At 67.3% G+C, this 20,296-nt stretch carries 18 protein-coding genes; 13 read left to right on the plus strand and 5 right to left on the minus strand.

Annotation, left to right across the window (positions count from 1 at the left end; all coding sequences use genetic code 11):
* Positions 1 to 33 precede the first annotated feature (33 nt).
* The gene (locus AC5Y2L_RS16235; protein WP_499936766.1) at positions 34 to 840 is read right to left on the minus strand and encodes a helix-turn-helix transcriptional regulator; all 807 of its coding nucleotides are present in this window, start codon (positions 838 to 840) and stop codon (positions 34 to 36) included.
* Between the two features lie 50 nt (positions 841 to 890).
* Between AC5Y2L_RS16235 and mptB the strand changes: the two genes are divergently transcribed.
* The 4 genes from mptB to AC5Y2L_RS16255 all read left to right on the plus strand — a co-directional run bounded on the left by mptB (position 891) and on the right by AC5Y2L_RS16255 (position 5,424).
* Positions 891 to 2,603: a polyprenol phosphomannose-dependent alpha 1,6 mannosyltransferase MptB gene (gene mptB / locus AC5Y2L_RS16240; protein WP_499936765.1), complete on the plus strand. Its 1,713-nt coding sequence runs from the start codon at positions 891 to 893 to the stop codon at positions 2,601 to 2,603.
* Positions 2,600 to 3,553: an ABC transporter ATP-binding protein gene (locus AC5Y2L_RS16245; protein WP_499936763.1), complete on the plus strand. Its 954-nt coding sequence runs from the start codon at positions 2,600 to 2,602 to the stop codon at positions 3,551 to 3,553. The genes mptB and AC5Y2L_RS16245 overlap by 4 nt, the downstream gene beginning before the upstream one ends.
* On the plus strand, positions 3,550 to 4,323 hold the full coding sequence (locus tag AC5Y2L_RS16250) for an ABC transporter permease (RefSeq protein ID WP_499936761.1): 774 nt from the start codon (positions 3,550 to 3,552) through the stop codon (positions 4,321 to 4,323). Before AC5Y2L_RS16245 ends, AC5Y2L_RS16250 begins: the two co-directional genes overlap by 4 nt.
* Positions 4,324 to 4,455: 132 nt before the next feature.
* Positions 4,456 to 5,424: a COX15/CtaA family protein gene (locus tag AC5Y2L_RS16255; RefSeq protein ID WP_499936759.1), complete on the plus strand. Its 969-nt coding sequence runs from the start codon at positions 4,456 to 4,458 to the stop codon at positions 5,422 to 5,424.
* Here AC5Y2L_RS16255 and AC5Y2L_RS16260 read toward each other — a convergent pair.
* Complete coding sequence (locus AC5Y2L_RS16260) at positions 5,371 to 6,240, minus strand: DcsG N-terminal domain-containing protein (RefSeq protein WP_499936757.1); 870 nt, start codon at positions 6,238 to 6,240, stop codon at positions 5,371 to 5,373. The two genes, AC5Y2L_RS16255 and AC5Y2L_RS16260, sit on opposite strands and share 54 nt — an antisense overlap.
* A 19-nt stretch (positions 6,241 to 6,259) precedes the next feature.
* On the opposite strand from AC5Y2L_RS16260, the gene AC5Y2L_RS16265 reads away from it, so the two are divergent.
* Positions 6,260 to 7,240, plus strand: coding sequence for a quinone oxidoreductase family protein (locus tag AC5Y2L_RS16265; protein WP_499936755.1), 981 nt, complete (start codon positions 6,260 to 6,262; stop codon positions 7,238 to 7,240).
* 53 nt (positions 7,241 to 7,293) lie between these two features.
* On the opposite strand, the gene AC5Y2L_RS16270 is transcribed toward AC5Y2L_RS16265, so the two are convergent.
* The gene (locus tag AC5Y2L_RS16270; protein WP_499936753.1) at positions 7,294 to 8,265 is read right to left on the minus strand and encodes a heme o synthase; all 972 of its coding nucleotides are present in this window, start codon (positions 8,263 to 8,265) and stop codon (positions 7,294 to 7,296) included.
* A gap of 271 nt (positions 8,266 to 8,536) precedes the next feature.
* Between AC5Y2L_RS16270 and tkt the strand changes: the two genes are divergently transcribed.
* The 6 genes from tkt to AC5Y2L_RS16300 are packed head-to-tail and all read left to right on the plus strand — an operon-like array spanning position 8,537 to position 15,378.
* The gene (gene tkt / locus AC5Y2L_RS16275) at positions 8,537 to 10,627 is read left to right on the plus strand and encodes a transketolase (protein ID WP_499936752.1); all 2,091 of its coding nucleotides are present in this window, start codon (positions 8,537 to 8,539) and stop codon (positions 10,625 to 10,627) included.
* 15 nt (positions 10,628 to 10,642) lie between these two features.
* Positions 10,643 to 11,764, plus strand: coding sequence for a transaldolase (tal, locus tag AC5Y2L_RS16280; protein WP_499936750.1), 1,122 nt, complete (start codon positions 10,643 to 10,645; stop codon positions 11,762 to 11,764).
* Positions 11,761 to 13,314, plus strand: coding sequence for a glucose-6-phosphate dehydrogenase (gene zwf / locus AC5Y2L_RS16285; protein ID WP_499936749.1), 1,554 nt, complete (start codon positions 11,761 to 11,763; stop codon positions 13,312 to 13,314). The genes tal and zwf overlap by 4 nt, the downstream gene beginning before the upstream one ends.
* Positions 13,311 to 14,222: a glucose-6-phosphate dehydrogenase assembly protein OpcA gene (gene opcA, locus AC5Y2L_RS16290; RefSeq protein ID WP_499936748.1), complete on the plus strand. Its 912-nt coding sequence runs from the start codon at positions 13,311 to 13,313 to the stop codon at positions 14,220 to 14,222. Before zwf ends, opcA begins: the two co-directional genes overlap by 4 nt.
* Positions 14,219 to 14,980 carry a 6-phosphogluconolactonase gene (gene pgl, locus AC5Y2L_RS16295; protein WP_499936746.1) on the plus strand — a complete coding sequence of 254 codons (762 nt, stop codon included), beginning with the start codon at positions 14,219 to 14,221 and terminating at the stop codon, positions 14,978 to 14,980. Before opcA ends, pgl begins: the two co-directional genes overlap by 4 nt.
* Positions 14,980 to 15,378 (plus strand): ATPase, encoded by a 399-nt coding sequence (locus tag AC5Y2L_RS16300; RefSeq protein WP_499936745.1) that lies wholly within the window; start codon positions 14,980 to 14,982, stop codon positions 15,376 to 15,378. Before pgl ends, AC5Y2L_RS16300 begins: the two co-directional genes overlap by 1 nt.
* Before the next feature lie 88 nt (positions 15,379 to 15,466).
* On the opposite strand, the gene AC5Y2L_RS16305 is transcribed toward AC5Y2L_RS16300, so the two are convergent.
* Together AC5Y2L_RS16305 and ppc are read right to left on the minus strand one after the other, a co-directional pair.
* Complete coding sequence (locus AC5Y2L_RS16305) at positions 15,467 to 16,279, minus strand: DUF1206 domain-containing protein (protein ID WP_499936743.1); 813 nt, start codon at positions 16,277 to 16,279, stop codon at positions 15,467 to 15,469.
* Between the two features lie 17 nt (positions 16,280 to 16,296).
* Positions 16,297 to 19,098 (minus strand): phosphoenolpyruvate carboxylase, encoded by a 2,802-nt coding sequence (gene ppc / locus AC5Y2L_RS16310; protein WP_499936742.1) that lies wholly within the window; start codon positions 19,096 to 19,098, stop codon positions 16,297 to 16,299.
* Positions 19,099 to 19,282: 184 nt separating this feature from the next.
* Here ppc and secG point away from each other — a divergent pair, with 184 nt between their 5' ends.
* Both secG and AC5Y2L_RS16320 read left to right on the plus strand, forming a co-directional pair.
* Entirely contained in the window at positions 19,283 to 19,522 is a 240-nt protein-coding gene (gene secG, locus AC5Y2L_RS16315; RefSeq protein ID WP_499936741.1) for a preprotein translocase subunit SecG, read from the plus strand.
* 6 nt (positions 19,523 to 19,528) lie between these two features.
* Complete coding sequence (locus AC5Y2L_RS16320; RefSeq protein WP_499936740.1) at positions 19,529 to 20,095, plus strand: hypothetical protein; 567 nt, start codon at positions 19,529 to 19,531, stop codon at positions 20,093 to 20,095.
* The last annotated feature ends 201 nt before the right edge of the window (positions 20,096 to 20,296 follow it).

Consider the following 20,296-nt stretch of genomic DNA (forward strand, 5'->3'; position numbering starts at 1 on the left):
GTATGTTCGGCGCGGGCTGGGCGCCGTTTCGTGCTAGGTCTTGCTGGCCGCGTTGCTCATCGGCTGAGTGAGCGGCACGTGGGTGGTGCAGGCGCAGTCGCCGTTGACGATCGTCGCCAACCGCTGCACGTGCGTTCCGAGCACCTCGGCCATCGCCTGCTGCTCGGCTTCGCACAATTCTGGAAACTCCTCGGCGACATGGGATACCGGGCAGTGGTGCTGGCAGATCTGCACGCCGTGGATAGGCCCGCCCACCTCCGTCGTGGTCGCCACATAGCCGGCTTTCGTCAGGGCGTTCGCCACACGCTCGGCGGCGGCCTCGACATCGGCATCGTCGCCGCTGCCCGCCCCTTCGACGCCGGACAGGATCGCGTCGATCCGCCTGCGGGCGAACGTCCGCACCGCCTCGTCACCGCCGATTTCCCGCAGCTGCCGCATGGCCGCGACGGCCAGGTCGTCGTAGGAGTGCTCCAGCTTGGCCCGGCCGGCCGCGGTCAAGCGATAGCGCTTCGCGGGCCGCCCCCGTCCCACCTGCTGCCAGGCGGCGGCCGGCACCGACTCCGCGTCGCCGGCCTCGATCAGCGCGTCGAGATGACGTCGCACGCCGGCGGCCGACAGGCCCAAGCGTTCACCGATCTCACCGGCAGTGATCGATCCGGATTCCAGCAGTAGCCGCACGACGGCGCGCCGGGTGTGACCATCCGTTCCCCCTGCGGCGGCTGCAGGCACAGCAGCATCCAGCTCGGATTGGATTTTCACAACACCAGTGTGACGCAATTCCGGTGAACGGTCCAGCAAGGGTGCCCTTTGCCGGCGGTTGCGCTGGTCACACCTGGTCACACCATGAGGATCGCCCCGGCGGCTCGCGACCTCAGGCTAGGCTCCTGAGGATGGCAGCCCGCCAGCACACGCTGAGCTCGTCGATCGCGAGCCTGCATGGTGACGAGCAGGCGGTGGGCTCGCCGCTGAACAACGCCGAGATCACCGCCCTGCAGCGCACCCGCCTGTTCGGCGCCACCGGCACCGTGCTGATGGCCATCGGCGCCCTCGGCGCCGGGGCCAGGCCGGTCGTACAGGACCCTACCTTCGGCGTCCGGCTACTCAACCTGCCGTCGCGCATCCAGACCGTCTCGCTGACGATGACGACGACCGGGGCAGTCATGATGGCGCTCGCCTGGTTGATGCTCGGCCGCTTCGCACTCGGCGACCGGCGGATGTCGCGTGGCGAACTGGACCGCACCCTGCTGTTGTGGTCCCTGCCGCTGTTGATCGCGCCGCCGATGTACAGCAAGGACGTGTACTCCTACCTGGCGCAAAGCCAGATCTCGCTGGAGGGACTCGACCCCTACCGGGTGGGCCCGGCGTCGGGCCTGGGCCTCGGTCACGTCTTCACCCTGTCGGTCCCCAGCCTGTGGCGCGAAACGCCGGCGCCCTACGGTCCGCTGTTCTTGTGGATCGGGCGCGGAATCTCGGCATTGACCGGCGAGAACATCGTCGCGGCCGTGCTCTGTCACCGGCTGGTGGTGTTGATCGGCGTGGGCATGATCGTGTGGGCCACCCCGCGGCTGGCCCGGCGGTGCGGCGTCGCCGAAGTCAGCGCGCTGTGGCTGGGCGCGGCCAACCCGCTGCTGATCATGCATCTGGTCGCCGGCATCCACAACGAGGCCTTGATGCTCGGGCTGATGCTCAGCGGCGCGGAATTCGCGCTGCGCGGCATCGATTCCCCGCGGCTGATGCCCACGTCGTGGCGGATCGGCCCGGACTGGGAGCCGTTGGGCATGCTGGTGGCCGGCGCGATCCTGATCGTGCTGTCGTCGCAGGTGAAGCTGCCGTCGCTGCTGGCGCTGGGCTTCGTCACCATGGCGCTGGCCTACCGCTGCGGGGGCACGCTGAAGGCGCTCTTACTGGCCGGTGGGGCCATGTCGGGGCTGACGCTGGCGGTGATGGCGGTCGTGGGCTGGGTCAGCGGCCTGGGATTCGGCTGGATTTTCACGCTCGGCACCGCCAACGTAGTGCGGAGCTGGATGTCGCCGCCGACACTGCTGGCTCTGGGCACCGGGCAGGTCGGGATTCTGCTGGGCCTGGGCGATCACACCACCGCGGTGTTGTCCCTGACACGTGCCATCGGCGTGCTGATCATCATGGTGCTGGTCTGCTGGCTGCTGGTGGCGGTCTTCCGCGGCCGGCTGCATCCGATCGGCGGGCTGGGCGTGGCGCTGGGGGTCACGGTGCTGCTGTTTCCGGTGGTGCAGCCGTGGTATCTGCTTTGGGCGATCATCCCTCTCGCCGCCTGGGCAACCCGCACCGGCTTCCGGGTGGCTGCCATCGTCGTCACCTTGGTCGTGGGCATCTTCGGCCCGACGGCCAACGGCGACCGCTTCGCGCTGTTCCAGATCGTCGATGCCACCGTGGCCAGCACCATCATCGTCGTGGTGCTCATCGCGCTGACCTACACGCGCCTGCCGTGGCGACTGCTCCTACCCGTCCCGATCCACCACCACGAACCCCCTGCGCAAACAGCGCCCCCGGCCGGGCCCACCGAGACGCCCCCGGCCACCCCTCGCTCCAAGTCGGCACCTGACGCCTACGCTGACTCCACGTGAGCTCGGCCCCGCAGATTCCCGACACGGTCGTTCGGCTGCGTGGGGTCAGCAAGCAGTACGGGTCGGGAGCGTCCGTCTGTAAGGCCGTCACCAATCTCGATCTGGACGTACACGCCGCCGAGGTGCTGGCCCTGCTGGGACCCAACGGCGCCGGAAAGACGACGACAGTCGAGATGTGCGAAGGCTTCGTGCGCCCGGACTCCGGAACCATCGAGGTGCTCGGGCTGGACCCGATCGCCGACAACGCCCGGCTGCGCCCGCGGATCGGGGTCATGTTGCAGGGCGGCGGCGGTTACCCCGCGGCGCGAGCCGGCGAAATGCTGAATCTGGTGGCCGCCTACGCCGCCGACCCGCTGGACCCGCAGTGGCTGCTGGACACGCTGGGCCTCACCGACGCCGCGCGCACCACCTATCGGCGGCTCTCCGGCGGACAGCAGCAACGGCTCGCGCTGGCCTGCGCGCTGGTCGGCCGCCCCGAGCTGGTGTTTCTCGACGAGCCCACCGCGGGCATGGACGCGCATGCCCGGTTGCTGGTGTGGGAGTTGATCGATGCGCTGCGCCGCGACGGCGTGACCGTGGTGCTGACCACCCACCAGCTCAGGGAGGCCGAGGAGCTCGCCGACCGGCTGGTCATCATCGACAACGGCGTGACGGTCGCCGCCGGCACCCCGACCGAACTGACCCGCGCCGGCGCCAAAGACCAACTGCGGTTCAGCGCGCCGCCGCGGCTCGAGCTGTCCCTGTTGGCCACGGCGCTGCCGGAGGACTACAAAGTCACCGAGGTAACCCCGGGCGAGTATCTGGTCGAAGGCCCGGTCGATCCGCAGGTGCTGGCGACGGTCACGGCTTGGTGCGCGCAGATCAACGTGTTGGCCACCGACATGCGCGTCGAGCAGCGCAGCCTCGAGGATCTCTTCCTCGATCTCACCGGGCGGAGCTTGCGGCCATGACCGATGTGTTTCCGCCTGGCACATTCACCCCCGACCCGCGACCGAACGCCGTGCCCCGGATGCTGGCCGCGCAGTTCGCCCTGGAGCTCAAGCTGCTGTTGCGCAACGGCGAGCAGCTGCTGTTGACCATGTTCATCCCGATCACGCTGCTGGTCGGGCTGACCCTGTTGCCGCTGGGTTCGTTCGGCCCGCACCGCGCCGCGGTGTTCGTCCCCGCCATCATGGCGCTCGCGGTCATCTCCACCGCCTTCACCGGACAGGCCATCGCCGTCGCGTTCGATCGCCGCTACGGCGCGTTGAAGCGGCTCGGCGCGACGCCGCTGCCGGTCTGGGGGATCATCATCGGCAAGGCCTTGGCCGTCGTCTTCACCGTCTTCTTGCAGGCAATTCTGTTGGGGGTCATCGGATTTACCCTTGGCTGGCGTCCGGCTTTGGCGGCGCTGGCCCTGGGTGCGGCGGTCATCGCGGTGGGCACCGCGGGATTTGCCGCGCTTGGCCTGCTGCTCGGTGGCACCTTGCGGGCCGAGATCGTGCTGGCCCTGGCCAACCTGTTGTGGTTCGTCTTCGCCGGGTTCGGCGCCCTGACGCTCGAGACCGGCATGATCCCGCGAGGTGTCAAATGGGCAGCGCGGCTGACTCCCTCGGGAGCGCTCACTGAGGCGCTGTCGCAGGCCATGAGCCTGTCGGTGGACTGGTTCGGGTTCGCGGTGCTGGCGGTATGGGGTGTGCTCGCGGCATTGGCCGCGCGCCGCTGGTTCCGCTTCACCTGACGGTCCGTGGGGCGCCCATTGATTCTGCGTCCATGGCGTGGAAGTTCGAGTAAAACGCGCCGTCAGCGCAGAGCCAACTCGATCAAGCCGCCCACTTCTACTACGTGACGTAGTTGTCGTTACGATCGGGCGATGCCCGTCGGACGAGCGCTTTCGCGGTTGGTGGACCTGCTCCCCGACCCCAGCCTGCGTGTCCAGCGGCTCATTGCGGCGGCCGTCATCCTGACGCAGGGGGGCATCGCCGTCACCGGCGCGATCGTACGGGTCACCGCGTCGGGGCTGGGTTGCCCGACCTGGCCCCAGTGCTTTCCGGGCAGCTTCGTGCCGGTAGCGGTGGCCGAAGTGCCACGCATCCATCAAGCGGTCGAGTTCGGCAACCGCATGATCACCATCGCGGTCGTCATCACCGCGCTGCTGGCGGTGCTGGCCGTCACCCGCGCCAGACGCCGCACCGAGGTGCTCGTCTACGCGTGGCTGATGCCGGCCTCGACGGTGGTGCAGGCGGTAATCGGTGGCATCACCGTGCGCACCGGGTTGCTGTGGTGGACGGTGGCGGTCCACCTGCTGGCGTCGATGACCATGGTGTGGCTGTCGGTGCTGCTTTACGTCAAGGTCGGCGAACCCGACGATGGCGTGGTCGAGCAGCGGGTGGCGAAGCCGCTGCGGGCCCTCACCGCGCTCAGCGCGCTGAACCTGGCCGCCGTGCTGGTGACCGGCACGCTGGTGACGGCGGCCGGACCGCATGCCGGTGACCGGAGCGCCACCCGGACGGTGCCGCGGCTCAAAGTTGAGATCACCACCCTGGTGCACATGCATTCGTCGCTGCTGATCGCGTACCTCGCACTACTTGTCGGGCTGGGTTTCGGGCTGTTGGCCGTCGGCGCGTCCCGCCCGGTCAGGCTACGGCTTGCCGTGTTGGTGGCGCTGGTTCTTGCGCAGGCCACCGTCGGCACCACCCAGTACTTCACCGGGGTGCCGCCCGCGCTGGTCGCGCTGCACGTGGCCGGCGCCGCGGCGTGCACCGCAGCCACCGCCGCGCTATGGGCCTCAATGCGGGAACGACTGCGAGAACGGGCCGAGCCCGAACCGCTCCAGAGCTGACTCCACGCCCACCGCAAACTCTCGTTCGGCCCCGTCGCGGGTGCCGGCATCGAGCTTTCTGAAGAGCAGCGACGGCCCAACCAACTGCAGTTCCAGCAGCGCGGGAGCGTCGGCCTCGCCGATCACCTGCGCCCTCGCGTAAAGCAAATCGCTTGTGCTGCCGCCGATTCGGGCGGCCGCGCCGGCCAGCGCGGCGGCTCCGATGTCCCAGATTTCGAAATCAGCCTCGGTCTGATGCCAGCTGCCCGCCCGTCTGGTGAGGGCGTGCGACGGCTCGCCGCACAAGAAGACCAGTGCGGTCTCGGTAGCCGAGTCGCAGGATTGCACCACCACGCTGCGGCCGGCCGCCTGCAATTCGGCCGCGTATTGGGCGGCCTCCGACCGGCTGCGGCAACGCCGCGCACCCGACCCGATGGTGGCGCTGACGAAAACCAGGTCTGCGCGCGGCAGCCGCACCTGCTCGCCCGGCGCGAAGGTCGTCTTGGGCACGGTCGGCACATCCCGGTTCGCCAGCTCGTCCAAATACCGCCGGTCGGCGTTCCAGGCCACCGCTGCGGGCGGGTTCAGCAGGTTTTTCACCTTCAGCGTCCAGGCCAGGAATTCGCCGAGCCGGTCGGCGTAGTCGTGGACAGCCCGCAGTATCACCAGGTCCGCACGAACGATTTCGGGATCGTCCCAGGACATCCAATGGGCATGCAGGCCGCGGTGTCGCAACGCGGCAAGCAGCCCGGCGTCATCGCCGTCTCCGGCGACCTGTCGCGGACACCCGGCCAGCACGATGCGCGGGTGGAAGACGTCTGGCCGCGCTAACTTCATTCACGGGCATGATAAGCACATGCATGCGATCGAAGTGTCCGAAACCGGGGGCCCCGAGGTCCTGCGCTATGTCGACCTGCCCCAACCCTCTCCCGGGCCGGGCGAGCTGCTGATCAAGGCCGAGGCGATCGGCGTCAACTTCATCGACACCTATTTCCGTTCGGGGCAATACCCACGCCCGTTGCCGTTCGTGGTCGGCTCCGAGGTATGCGGGACGGTCGCCGCCCTGGGCGATCGCGTGGACAACGGCGGGATAGCGGTCGGCGATCGGGTGGTGAGCGCATCGGCAAACGGTGGTTACGCCGAATTCTGTACTGCGCCAACACTTTTGACGGCTAAAGTGCCCGAATCGGTAGATTCCGACGTGGCCGCGTCGGTATTGCTGAAGGGCCTGACCGCGCACTACCTGCTCAAATCGGTGTACCCGGTGCAAAGCGGCGACCCGGTGCTCATTCATGCCGGCGCGGGCGGCGTCGGACTGATCCTCACGCAATGGGCCACCCACCTCGGCGCCCGGGTGATCACCACCGTTTCGACGCCGGAGAAGGAGCGACTGTCCCGGCAGGCCGGCGCCGCCGAGGTGCTCCCTTACCCCACCGATGCCGCCGAATTCGGCAACCAGGTGCGTGCGATCACGGGGGGTCCCGGGGTCGCCGTGGTTTACGACGGCGTCGGTGCTTCCACGTTCGACGCCAGCCTGGCCAGCCTGGCCGTCCGCGGAACGCTGGCGTTGTTCGGCGCCGCCAGCGGACCCGTTCCGCCCTTCGATCCGCAGCGCCTGAACTACGCCGGCTCGGTCTATCTCACCCGGCCCTCACTGGTGCACTTCATCCGCACCGGCGAGGAGTTCAGCTGGCGGGCGGCCGAGCTGTTCGACGTGATCGGCAGTGGGATCGTGACCGTCGAAGTCGGCGGACGGTATCCGCTGTCCGAGGCGGCGCGCGCCCACCAGGATCTGCAGGGCCGCAAGACGGCGGGCTCCATCGTGCTGCTGCCGTAGGACCGGTCCTTCAAATCCCTTCTGTCACACCAGCATCGGCGCGGCCAGCGAGCTCAGAGCAATGTCGGCAGGGCGATCACCGAGTCGATCGCCAACGCGCAGAAAACCACCGCCAGGTAGTTATTCGACTGCAGGAACAGCCGCAGCGGCTTCACCGGCTCACCGGCGCGGACCCCGGCGTACAGCTGGTGGGCCATGGCCAAGAACCACACCCCGGCCACCACCGCGACCGCCGCATACAGCCACCCGGTCGCCAGCGCCAGCACCAGCGTCGCCAGCACGGTCAGCCAGGTGTAGACCAGGATCTGCTTGGTGACCTGACGTTCGGTGGCCACGGCCGGCAGCATCGGCACACCGGCCGCTTTGTAGTCCTCCTTGTACCGCATCGCCAGGGCCCAGGTGTGCGGCGGCGTCCACAAAAAGATGATCGCGAACATCGCCAACGCCGGCCAGCCGATGCCACCGGTCACGGCCGACCAACCGATCATCACCGGCATGCAGCCGGCCGCACCGCCCCAGACGACGTTCTGCGACGTGCGGCGCTTGAGCAGCAGGGTGTAGACGAACACGTAGAACGCGATGGTCGCCACCGCCAGCAGGCCGGACAGCAGATTGGTCGTCCACCACAGCCAGAAAAACGAACCGACGCTCAACACCAGACCCAGTACCAGCGCGTTTCGCGGCGGTACCGCCTCTCGGGCCAGTGGGCGCCGGGCGGTGCGTTTCATCACCTTGTCGATATCGGCGTCAGCCACGCAATTGAGCGTGTTGGCGCCACCGGCGGCCATCATGCCGCCGATCAGCGTGTTGAGGATCAACAGTGGGCTCACATGGCCCCGATCGGCCAGCAGCATCGCCGGTATCGCGGTCACCAACAGCAGTTCGATCACGCGGGGCTTCGTCAGCGCCACGTAAGCCAGGACCGCGCCGAGTACCCGGCTCCTGGCCCGGCCGGCATCCGGCCCGGCTTGTCGCCGGGCGGTGCCGGTCATCCGGATCGACGTGACGCGCCCGCGAACGCTCAACGCATTTACTCCTCGGGGTCGCAGCAGCGCGCGCAGCTTTCTACTACGCACGATGGTAGACAGCATGTCCACCGCCGCGGCGCCGCAGGGTCCATTCCGCGACTTTTTCCGCCGAGGGCGCGATTGTTCGCACAGCGTAGGCGGCGGACAAGTAGGTTTCACACTGATTCCGCAGGGCCGGCCCTGGGTACCCGAAATCCGGCCCTGCACTAGTGAGCCCTCCCGCACTAGGGTGAGGATTGATCAGCTTCATGACCCAAGGACTGCGTCTGTGACCACACTCGAAGAGATCTCCACGCTGACCCAACCGCGCCACCCGGACGACTGGACCGACATCGACTCAGCCGCGGTGGACACCATCCGGGTGTTGGCCGCCGACGCGGTGCAAAAGGTGGGCAACGGTCACCCCGGCACGGCGATGAGCCTTGCCCCGTTGGCCTACACCCTTTTTCAGCGCACAATGCGCCACGACCCCAGCGACCCCCACTGGCTGGGCCGTGACCGGTTCGTGCTGTCGGCCGGACACAGCAGCTTGACCCTCTACCTGCAGCTCTACCTCGGCGGCTTCGGCCTGGAGCTCTCCGATATCGAGTCGCTGCGCACCTGGGGCTCGAAAACCCCGGGCCACCCGGAGTTCCGCCATACCAAAGGCGTGGAGATCACCACCGGTCCGCTGGGCCAGGGCCTGGCCTCGGCGGTCGGCATGGCGATGGCGTCGCGCTATGAGCGCGGCCTCTTCGACCCCGACGCCGAACCGGGGACCAGCCCGTTCGACCACCACATCTTCGTGATCGCCTCCGACGGCGACATCGAGGAAGGGGTGACCTCCGAGGCGTCGTCGCTGGCGGCGGTCCAGCAGCTGGGCAACCTCATCGTGATCTACGACCACAACCAGATCTCCATCGAGGACGACACCAACATCGCGCTGTGCGAGGACACCGCGGCCCGCTACCGCGCCTACGGTTGGCACGTCCAAGAGGTGGAGGGCGGCGAGGACGTCGTAGCCATCGAGGAAGCCCTCGCCAACGCGAAAGCCGCCACCGACCGGCCGTCGTTCATCTCGCTGCGCACCATCATCGGGTATCCGGCGCCCAACCTGATGAACACCGGCAAGGCGCACGGCGCCGCCCTCGGTGACGAGGAGGTGGCCGCCGTCAAGAAGATCCTCGGCTTCGATCCCGACAAGAACTTCGAGGTCCGCGACGACGTCATCGCCCACACCCGCAAATTGGTCGAGCGGGGTAAGGAAGCGCACGAGAAGTGGCAACCGGAGTTCGATGCCTGGGCACAGCGCGAACCGGAACGCAAGGCCCTGCTGGACCGGTTGACCGCCGAGAAACTGCCCGACGGCTGGGACGCCGACCTGCCGCATTGGGACCCCGGCTCGGACGAGATCGCCACCCGGAAAGCGTCCAACGCGGTGCTCGACGCGGTGGGACCGAAGCTGCCGGAGCTGTGGGGCGGCTCTGCCGACCTGGCGGGCAGCACCAACACCACCATCAAGGGTGCGGATTCCTTTGGGCCGCCGTCGATTTCCACCAAGGACTACACCGCGCACTGGTATGGGCGCACCTTGCATTTCGGTGTTCGCGAACACGCCATGGGCGCGATCTTGTCCGGCATCGTGCTGCACGGCCCAACCCGGGCTTACGGCGCCACCTTCCTGCAGTTCTCCGACTACATGCGCCCGGCGGTGCGGCTGGCGTCGCTGATGGACATCGACACCATCTACGTGTGGACGCACGACTCGATCGGACTGGGCGAAGACGGCCCGACCCACCAGCCGATCGAGCACCTGTCGGCGCTGCGCGCCATCCCGAACCTGTCGGTGGTCCGTCCCGCCGACGCCAACGAGACGGCGTACGCCTGGCGGACGATTCTGGCGCGCGGTAACGGCAGCGGGCCGGTCGGGCTGATCCTGACCCGTCAGAATGTGCCGGTGCTGGCAGGCACCGACGCCGAGGGTGTTTCCCGCGGCGGGTACATCCTGGGGGAAGACGGAGGCGAAGAACCGGACGTCGTGCTGATCGCCACCGGCTCCGAGGTCCAGCTCGCGGTGGCGGCGCAGAAGTTGTTGGCGGACAAGGACATCATCGCGCGGGTGGTGTCCATGCCGTGCGTGGAGTGGTTCGAGTCGCAGCCTCAGGACTACCGCGACAGCGTGCTGCCCCCGTCGGTGTCGGCCCGGGTGGCCGTCGAGGCGGGTGTCGCGCAGTGCTGGCACAAGCTGGTCGGCGACACCGGAAAAATCGTTTCGATCGAGCACTACGGAGAATCCGCGGATTACAAGACATTGTTCCGTGAGTACGGCTTCACAGCGGAGGCCGTCGCTGATGCCGCGGAACAGGTAGTAGACAACTGAGAGAGGGTAATTGGCATGACCACTCAAAACGCCAACCTCGCGGCGTTGAGTGCCGCGGGGGTATCGGTATGGCTGGATGACTTATCTCGGGAGCGACTGCGTTCGGGCAACCTGCAGGAGCTGATCGACACGAAATGCGTTGTGGGAGTGACCACCAACCCGTCGATCTTCCAGAAGGCGTTCGCCGAAGGCGACGTCTACAACGACCAGATCGCCGAGCTGGCCGAACGTGGTGCCGATGTCGACGCCACCATCCGCACCATCACCACCGACGACGTGCGCAATGCCTGCGACGTGCTGACCCGCGAGTGGGAGGCCTCCGATGGCGTCGACGGCCGGGTGTCCATCGAGGTCGACCCACGGCTGGCCAACGAGACCGACAAGACCATCCAGCAGGCCGTCGAATTGTGGAAGATCGTCGACCGGCCGAACCTGTTCATCAAGATCCCGGCCACCAAGGCGGGCCTGCCGGCCATCACAGCCACTCTGGCAGAAGGGATTTCGGTCAACGTTACGCTGATCTTCTCTGTCGAGCGGCATCGCGAGGTGATGGGCGCCTACCTGGCGGGCTTGGAGAAGGCCCGCGAAGCCGGCCACGACCTGTCCAAGATCCATTCGGTGGCATCGTTCTTCGTGTCCCGGGTGGACACCGAAGTGGACAAGCGGCTGGAGAAGATCGGCTCGCAAGAGGCGCTCGCGTTGCGCGGGCAGGCCGGTGTCGCGAACGCCCGGCTGGCCTACGCGGCCTACCAGGAGGTCTTTGAGGGCGGCGACCGTTATCAGGCGCTGCGGTCCGACGGCGCCCGGGTGCAGCGTCCGCTGTGGGCGTCGACGGGGGTCAAGAACCCCGACTACTCCGACACCCTCTACGTGACCGAGCTGGTGGCTCCGAACACCGTTAACACCATGCCGGAGAAGACGATTGACGCCGTCGCCGATCACGGCGTGATCAACGGCGACACCGTCACAGGCACGGCTGCGGCCGCGCAGGAGGTGTTCGACCAGCTCGAGGCGGTGGGAGTCGACCTGACCGACGTGTTCGTCGTGCTGGAAAACGAAGGTGTGGAAAAGTTCGTCGACTCCTGGACCGAGTTGTCGACCGAGACGCAAAAACAATTGGACTCCGCCGCCAAATGAGTCCGGCCCGCGCCGCGAGCGGCGCAGCACAGTGGCGAAATCCCCTGCGCGACAAGCTGGATAAGCGGCTGCCCAGAATCGCCGGCCCGTGTGGAATGGTCATCTTCGGCGTCACCGGCGACCTGGCCCGCAAAAAGGTGATGCCGGCCGTCTATGACCTGGCCAACCGCGGCCTGCTGCCGCCGTCGTTCGCCCTGGTGGGGTTCGCCCGCCGGGACTGGACCACGCAGGATTTCGGCGAGGTGGTCTACAACGCGGTCAAGCAACACTGCCGCACGCCGTTTCGGCAGGCGAACTGGGACCGGCTGGCCGAGGGATTCCGTTTCGTCCCAGGAGCTTTCGATGACGACGAGGCGTTCGCCCGGCTGGCCGAGACCCTGGAGAAGCTCGACGCAGAGCGCGGCACCGGCGGTAATCACGCCTTCTACCTGGCGATCCCACCCAAGTCGTTCCCGGTGGTGTGCGAGCAGCTGCACAAATCCGGACTGGCCCGGCCACAAGGTGACCGGTGGAGCAGGGTAGTCATCGAGAAACCCTTCGGTCACGATCTGGAAAGCGCGCAGGCCCTGAACAAGTCGGTTAATGCCGTCTTCCCCGAGGAGGCGGTGTTCCGCATCGACCACTACCTGGGCAAAGAGACGGTGCAGAACATCCTCGCGCTGCGGTTCGCCAACCAGCTGTTCGACCCGATCTGGAATTCGCACTATGTCGACCATGTGCAGATCACGATGGCCGAGGACATCGGATTGGGCGGGCGCGCAGGCTATTACGACGGCATCGGCGCGGCCCGCGACGTCATCCAGAATCACCTGATGCAGCTGCTGGCGCTGACCGCGATGGAAGAGCCGGTCAGCTTCAACCCGTCGTCGCTGCAAACCGAGAAGATCAAGGTGCTTTCGGCAACGCAGCTCGCCGAGCCGCTTGACGAGACCACCAGCCGCGGGCAGTACACCGCCGGCTGGCAAGGCGGAGAGAAAGTGGTCGGGCTGCTCGACGAGGAGGGGTTCTCCAAGGACTCCACCACCGAGACGTTCGCCGCCATCACACTCGAGGTGGACACCCGCCGCTGGGCCGGGGTGCCGTTCTACTTGCGGACCGGAAAACGGTTGGGCCGCAGGGTCACCGAGATCGCGTTGGTGTTCAAACGCGCGCCGCACCTGCCGTTCGATGCCACCATGACCGACGAGCTGGGCACCAACGCCATGGTCATCCGCGTGCAGCCCGACGAGGGCATCACGTTGCGGTTCGGGTCCAAAGTGCCCGGCACCGCGATGGAAGTCCGCGACGTCAACATGGACTTCTCCTACGGCTCGGCGTTCGCCGAGGAGTCACCCGAGGCCTACGAGCGGTTGATCCTGGACGTGCTGCTCGGCGAGCCGTCGCTGTTCCCGGTCAACGCGGAAGTCGAATTGGCTTGGGAAATACTCGATCCGGCGCTCGACCACTGGGCGGCCCATGGCAAGCCCGACCCCTACGAGGCGGGTACCTGGGGGCCGGAGTCGGCATTCGAAATGCTGCGCCGCACCGGCCGGGAATGGCGGCGGCCGTGATTGTCGATTTGCCCGCCACCACCACCACGGCCGTCAACAAGAAGCTCGACGAGCTGCGTGAAGAGATCGGTGCCGTCATGATGGGCCGGGTCCTGACGCTGATCATCGCCCCGGACAGCGATGCCGTGCTCGAGGAGTCCATCAAAGCGGCCAACGATGCCAGCCATGAGCATCCCAGCCGGATCATTGTCACGATGAGGGGTGACCCGTACGCCGACCAACCGCGGCTTGACGCTCAACTGCGGGTGGGCGGCGACGCCGGCGCCGGCGAGGTTGTGGTGCTGAGACTGTCCGGGCCGCTGGCCGGTCACGCCGAAAGCGTGGTCATCCCGTTCTTGCTTCCCGATATTCCGGTGGTGGCGTGGTGGCCCGACATCGCTCCCGCGGTGCCTGCCCAGGATCCATTGGGCAAGTTGGCTATCCGTCGCATCACCGACGCGACGAACGCGATCGACCCGTTGGCTGCCATCACCAGCCGGTTGCCCGGTTACACCGCCGGCGACACGGACCTGGCCTGGGCCCGCATCACCTACTGGCGGGCCCTGCTGACGTCCGCGGTTGACCTGCCGCCGCACGAGCCCATCGAGTCAGCGCTGATCTCCGGTTTGAAAACCGAGCCGGCGCTCGACATCCTGGCCGGCTGGCTGGCCAGCCGGATCGATGGGCGGGTGCAACGCCGGGTGGGCGAACTCAAGGTCGAGCTGGTGCGCAAGAGCGAGACCATCGTGCTCAGCCGTCCGCAAGAGGGCGTCACGGCCACCTTGAGCCGGACGGCCAAACCCGACGCGCTGGTTCCGTTGGCGCGCAGGGTAACCGGTGAGTGCCTGGCCGAAGACCTGCGCCGGCTGGATCCGGACGTGATCTATCTGTCCGCACTCGAAGGCATCAAGAAGGTTCAGTACGTATGAGCACCGCCGTCGAAATCTTCCCCGACAGCACAACCATGGTCGACGCCGCCGCCGAACGACTGATCGAGACGATCCAGTCAGCCATCGCGGCTAGGGGCCGAGCGCTGATCGTGCTGACCGGTGGGGGCAACGGCATCGCGCTGCTGCGGCAGCTCGGCCTGCATGGTCGACAGATCGACTGGACCCGCGTGCACATGTTCTGGGGCGACGAGCGCTACGTACCGGAAGACGATGACGAGCGCAACGACAAGCAGGCGCGCGGGGCGTTGCTCGATCACATCGACATCCCGTCGAGCAATGTGCACGCGATGCCGGCCAGCGACGGTGAGTTCGGCAGCGACCTGGCCGCGGCGGCCCTGGCCTACGAGCAGGTTTTGGCCGCCAACGCCGAAGCGGGCCAGCCGGTGCCGGATTTCGACGTCCACCTGTTGGGAATGGGGCCCGAAGGCCATATCAACTCGCTGTTCCCGGACACCCCGGCGGTGCGGGAAACCACCCGTATGGTGGTCGGGGTCGAAGACTGCCCGAAACCGCCGCCCCGCCGAATCACCTTGACACTGCCCGCCGTTCAACGTTCCCGCGAGGTCTGGCTGCTGGTGTCGGGCGCGGCCAAAGCGGACGCTGCGGCCGCTGCGATCGGCGGTGCGGACCCGGTCTCGGTACCGGCGGCCGGAGGCGTCGGACTGCACACCACACTGTGGCTGCTCGACGAGGAAGCGGCGGCAAAGCTTCCAGGAGAGCCCGACGCCGGGTCATAATGACCGCTATGGCAGACAGAACCGACCGTCCCACGCCGGTGCGGAAGCGGATGAAGACCCTCACCCAGGCCGCGCTGAACGCGGACCGGACGGTCGAGCAAGTCGAAGACGTTCTCGACGGCCTGAGCAAAACCATGGTCGAACTCAACAGCTCGCTGTCGGCGCTGAACGCCACAGTTGAGCGCCTCGAGGGCGGCCTGGATCATCTCGAGGGCACCCTGCACAGCCTCGACGATCTCGCCAAGCGGCTGATCGTGCTGGTCGAACCGGTGGAAGCCATCGTCCAACGGATCGACTACATCGTGAGCCTGGGCGAAACGATGGTGTCTCCGTTCTCGATGACCGAGCACGCCGTGCGCGGCGTGATGGACAGGCTGCGTAACCGAAGCCTGCGGTAGCTCGCCAACCTTGGCGAGCAGACGCAAAATCCCCTCGACACGCCGTGACAGAGGGGATTTTGCGTCTGCTCGCCGCCCTGTCCGGCGGCTACATCTTGGTCAACCGGGCCATGGCGAAGCTGTACAGGCCGTAGGTGATGATGCCCAAGGCGGCGGCGATCAACAGCGCAGCGCCATACGGCTGAGCGCCCAGTGTTTTGAGCGCCCCGTCGAGCCCGGTGGCCTTTTTCGGCTCTGAGCGCAAGGCGGCGACGACGAGCAGCGCGCCGGCCGCGGCGAGCACCCCGCCTTTGCCGATGTAGCCGAGCATGCCCACGCGTCGCACCAGGTTGCCCGATTTGCCGTTCAGATCGTCCACGAAGTTGCGGCTGGCCCCTTTGTACACGTGATAGACACCTACCGCGACCACGCCGATGCCGCAGGCGACGAGCGCGGCGGTGCCCGGGCCGGTCTGCATCAGGCGCGCGCTGATGCTCGAATTCTGTTCACCCGCGGACCTCCTGGCACCGTGGGCGTATCCGAACGCGGAGTAGGCGAAGCCGCAATAGACGATCGCCAAGCCAAAGGCCTTCACCCGTTCCAGCGCGCCCGACGAGGTGCCGCCATCGGGCCTGCGGTCCGTCGATCTGCCCAGAACGGTTTCGACCAGCCGCCACAGGCCCAGCGTCAGCAGGGCGGCGGCGGCGAACCAGAGTGCGACTCGCCCGCCGGGTTGAGCTGCCAGTGCCGCCAGCGCCCCGGATTGATCGGCGGTGCCACCGTCGCCTAGGGCGATCCGAATGGCGAGGTACCCGACGATCATGTGCAGCGACCCGCTGACCACGAACCCGGCCCGGGCACACCGCTCGAAGACGCTGTTCTGGGCCAACTCCGTCGCGGTGACGGCCGATTCGTCGGACATGTTGGCTTAATTGCCCGTTATCCGCTGTTGCGTAACGCGCTGGCCAACCCGTTCATCGTCAACAGGATGCCGCGCTGCACCAATTCGTCGTCGTCACCCGAGCGGTACCGGCGCAGCAGCTCCACTTGCAGGTGGTTCAGCGGTTCCAGGTAGGGGAACCGGTTGAACACCGAACGCGCCAGCGCCACATTGTCGGCGAGCAGGTCCTCCTGGCCGGTGATGAGCTTGTGCATGGCGATGGTCCGCTGGTGTTCATCGGCGATCTTGTCGAACACCCTGCGCCGCAACGACTCATCGGGCACCAGTTCGGCGTAGCGCGCCGCCAGTCCCAGGTCGCTTTTGGCCAGCACCTGCGCCAGGTTCGACAGCACGCTGCGAAAGAACGGCCACCGCTGGTACAGGTCGCGCAGTACCTGTACCCGCTCGGCTTCCTCGCCCGCCGCAATCCACTGTTCGAACGCCGATCCGGTGCCGTACCAGCCGGGCAGCATGACCCGTGACTGACTCCAGGCCAGCACCCACGGAATCGCACGCAGATCTGCGATCGACTCGGTGGGCTTGCGCGATGTCGGCCGGCTGCCGATGTTCAGCGACCCGATTTCGCTCACCGGCGTCGAGGCCTTGAAGTAGTCGACGAAACCCGGTGTCTCATGCACCAATTCGGCATAGGCGCGCTGCGCCAGGCCAGCCACCTCGTCGAGCACCGCGTAGGCGGGCGCCGCGGCGTCACCAAGGCCTTCCACGTCGAGCAGGGTGGACTCCAGGGTGGCGGCCACCAAGCTCTCCAGGTTGCGTCGCGCCATGCGGGGTTCGGCGTACTTGGCGGCGATCACCTCCCCTTGCTCGGTCAGCCGCAGCGACCCGTGCACCGCTCCGGGTGGCTGCGCCAGGATGGCCTGATAGCTGGGGCCGCCGCCGCGGCCGACGGTGCCACCGCGACCGTGGAAGAGCCGCAACCGGATTCCGGTTTTGCGGGCCACTTCCACCAGGGCCAGCTCGGCCCGGTAGACCGCCCAGTTGGCGGCCAGATATCCGCCGTCCTTGTTGGAGTCCGAATAGCCCAGCATCACCTCCTGCGCGTCGCCGCGCGCGGAGACGATCGTCCGGTAAAGCGGAAGGTCCAGCATCGCTTGCACGATCGTCGCGCCGTTGTACAGATCGTCGATCGTTTCGAACAGCGGCGAAATCCCTACCGGGCAATAGACTTCCGACCCGGAAGCGTCCAGCAGGCCGGCCTCCTTGAGCAGGATCGCGGCCTCGAGCACATCCGAGACCGACCGGCACATCGAGATGACATAGTTGGGCACCGCGGCCGGCCCGTAGATATCGACCGCGCGGGCCGCCGCGCCGACCACGCCCAGCTCGCTACGGGCCAGTTCGGACAGTTGCGCGCGGTCACCGACCAGCGGGCGGCGGGTGCTCAGTTCGCCCGCCAGCAGTTCGACCCGTTCGTCTTCGGACAGCGAGCTGTAGTCCGGATGCACCCCGGCCCAGGCGAGCAGCTCGGCGACCACCTCTTCGTGCACGTCGGAGTTTTGCCGCATATCCAGGCCGCACAGGTGAAACCCGAAGACGCCCACGCCTTCCCGCAGCAGGGCCAGCCGGTCGTCGGCCAACAGCGCCGCACCGTGTGTGCGCAATGATGCGTCGATGGTGTCCAGGTCGGCGCGCAGCTCGGTGGGCGCGGCATACGGCGGCAAATCCGAGTCCAGCAGGCCCTGCGGTTGCCGGTCCAGGATCTGGCGCGCGGTTGCGCTGAGCCGGCCCCGGATGACCCGCAACGCCCGCCGGTAGGGCTCGTCGGCACGGGCCTGCTCGGTGCAGCCCTCGGCCAGGTCCGCCAGCTCGGCGGTTACCGTGATCAGCCGGCCCGACATCGTCAGCTCCTGTTCGAGGGCGCTGAGTTCGGCCAGGTAATGCGCCAGCGCGGTGTAGGCGGCGCCGCCGGTGGCCAGGCGCACCACGTCGGCGGTCACGTTGGGATTGCCGTCGCGATCGCCGCCGATCCAGGAGCCGGGCTGCAGGATCGGTTCGGAAAGCAGGTCGGCGTCGGGCCAGCGGGTGCGCAGCGCTTCCCGGACTTCGGCATTGACCTGCGGAACCACCTCGAAGAACGCCGACGGGTACAACCGTAGCCCGGCCTCGATCTCATCGCTGATCTGCAACCGGGACAGCCGCACCAGCGCGGTCTGCCACAGCGTGAGGACCTGGCGGCGCAACTCGAATTCGATGTTGCGCCCGTCGTCGGTCTCGGTGTGTCCCTCGGCGCGCAGCCGCATCAGCTCGGTGATCCGGTGCTGGGTGACGAACACCGTGCGCCGCCGGGTCTCGGTGGGGTGGGCGGTGCTGACCGGAGAGACCAGCGCGCCTTTCAGGGCGTCGGCCACGACGGCCGAATCCAGCTCTGCCCGATCGAGTTTGGCGTAGGTAGCGGCCAGGCTGCTGTCCTGTGGCGGCTCGCCGGCCTCGACGTGGATGGCGCGGCGGCGTTCCCGGTGGATATCTTCGGCGACGTTGGCCAGCAGCGCGAAGTGGCTGAACGCCCGGATGATCGGGATCGCCAGATGAATATCGATCCCGTCGAACATCCGCGCCATCTGGGCCCGGTCGATCTCGGAGCGACGCACCCGGAACGCTTCTACCCGCGCCCGCTCGACGAGATCGAAAACCTCTTCGCCGTTCTGCTCGCGGACGGTGTCGCCGAGGATGGTGCCTAGCAGCCTGATATCGGCGCGCATCGGTTCGGTCGCCTCGCGACCAACCCGCGTGCGGTGCACGGCACCGATGGGTTCCAACGCGGCATCAGTGGGTTCGGCCATGCGTTTCAGTATCGACGCGAATCGCTGGCGTCGCTTGCCGCCGGTGGCGGCTGACGAGTCTGCATTCTTGGCGCCGAGCCTGCGGCCAGGGCGAGCCTGCCTCGGATTCTCCCGCCGTGGCCGCAGACTCGGCACAGGCCCGGCGCCTTTGGCCGGCCCGACGACGTTCGGTAGGCTGCCCCTCATGATCTTGGCCCTGCAGATCACCCTGGTGGTCACCAGTGTCCTGGTGGTGTTGCTGGTGTTGCTGCACCGCGCGAAGGGCGGCGGTCTGTCGACGCTGTTCGGCGGTGGGGTGCAGTCCAGCCTTTCCGGGTCGACCGTCGTCGAGAAGAACCTGGACCGCTTGACGCTGTTCATCACCGGCATCTGGCTGGTCAGCATCATCGGCGTGGCACTGGCAATCAAGTACCACATGCACTGACAGCCGATGAACTATCCGCATCAACCCGGGCCTTATCCGCCGCCGGGGCCCTATCAGCCGCCGGCGCCCTATCAGCCGCCGGCGCCCTATCAGCCGCATCCTCAGGCGCCGCAGCCCAGCCCGTATCAGGCCCGTCCCTCCTACCCGCCCCAGCAACCCGGCCCGCACGGCTACGGCCAACCGGCCGAAGGCATCGCCGTGAACACCCAGTACTTCCCGCTGGGGTTCATGATGGCAATGTTCAGGCCGAAGATCGTCATCGACGGCTACGAAGCGCCAGTCGCCGGCTGGGGCCGCACCGTCGTCCCGGTGCGGCCAGGTCCGCATCATGTGCACGTACATGTGCCCTACTGGCTGCCGCCGCAGATCGGACCGGCGGACATTTCGGTCGACGTCTACCCCGGCAGGCTCGTTGAGCTCGAATACAAGGCGCCGGTGTGGGGATTCAGCCGGGGATCGTTGGGCGCGCCGCCGCAAAGCTACAACGGCGTCGGCATCACCGTCGGCGTGATGGCGGTGTCGCTGTTTCTCGCGGTGGTGCTGCCGCTGATCATGATCCTCGCCCGGATGTGACTAAACACCAAAAATTGACAGGCTTGCCGTGTGCGTTCCCCGCAAGGGGCGGTGCCGGCTAGCATAACCAACCCGTTGACGAGCTAACACCGACGACGCATTGCCCGCTGAAATGGCGAGGGCTGAGCGAGGTTTTCATGGCCGTGACTGACTTCCGGCACCGATCAACTGCATGCGAAGCGAGGCCAGCCATCCGCCGGC

The organism is Mycobacterium sp. NGS66 (genome assembly GCF_059812225.1).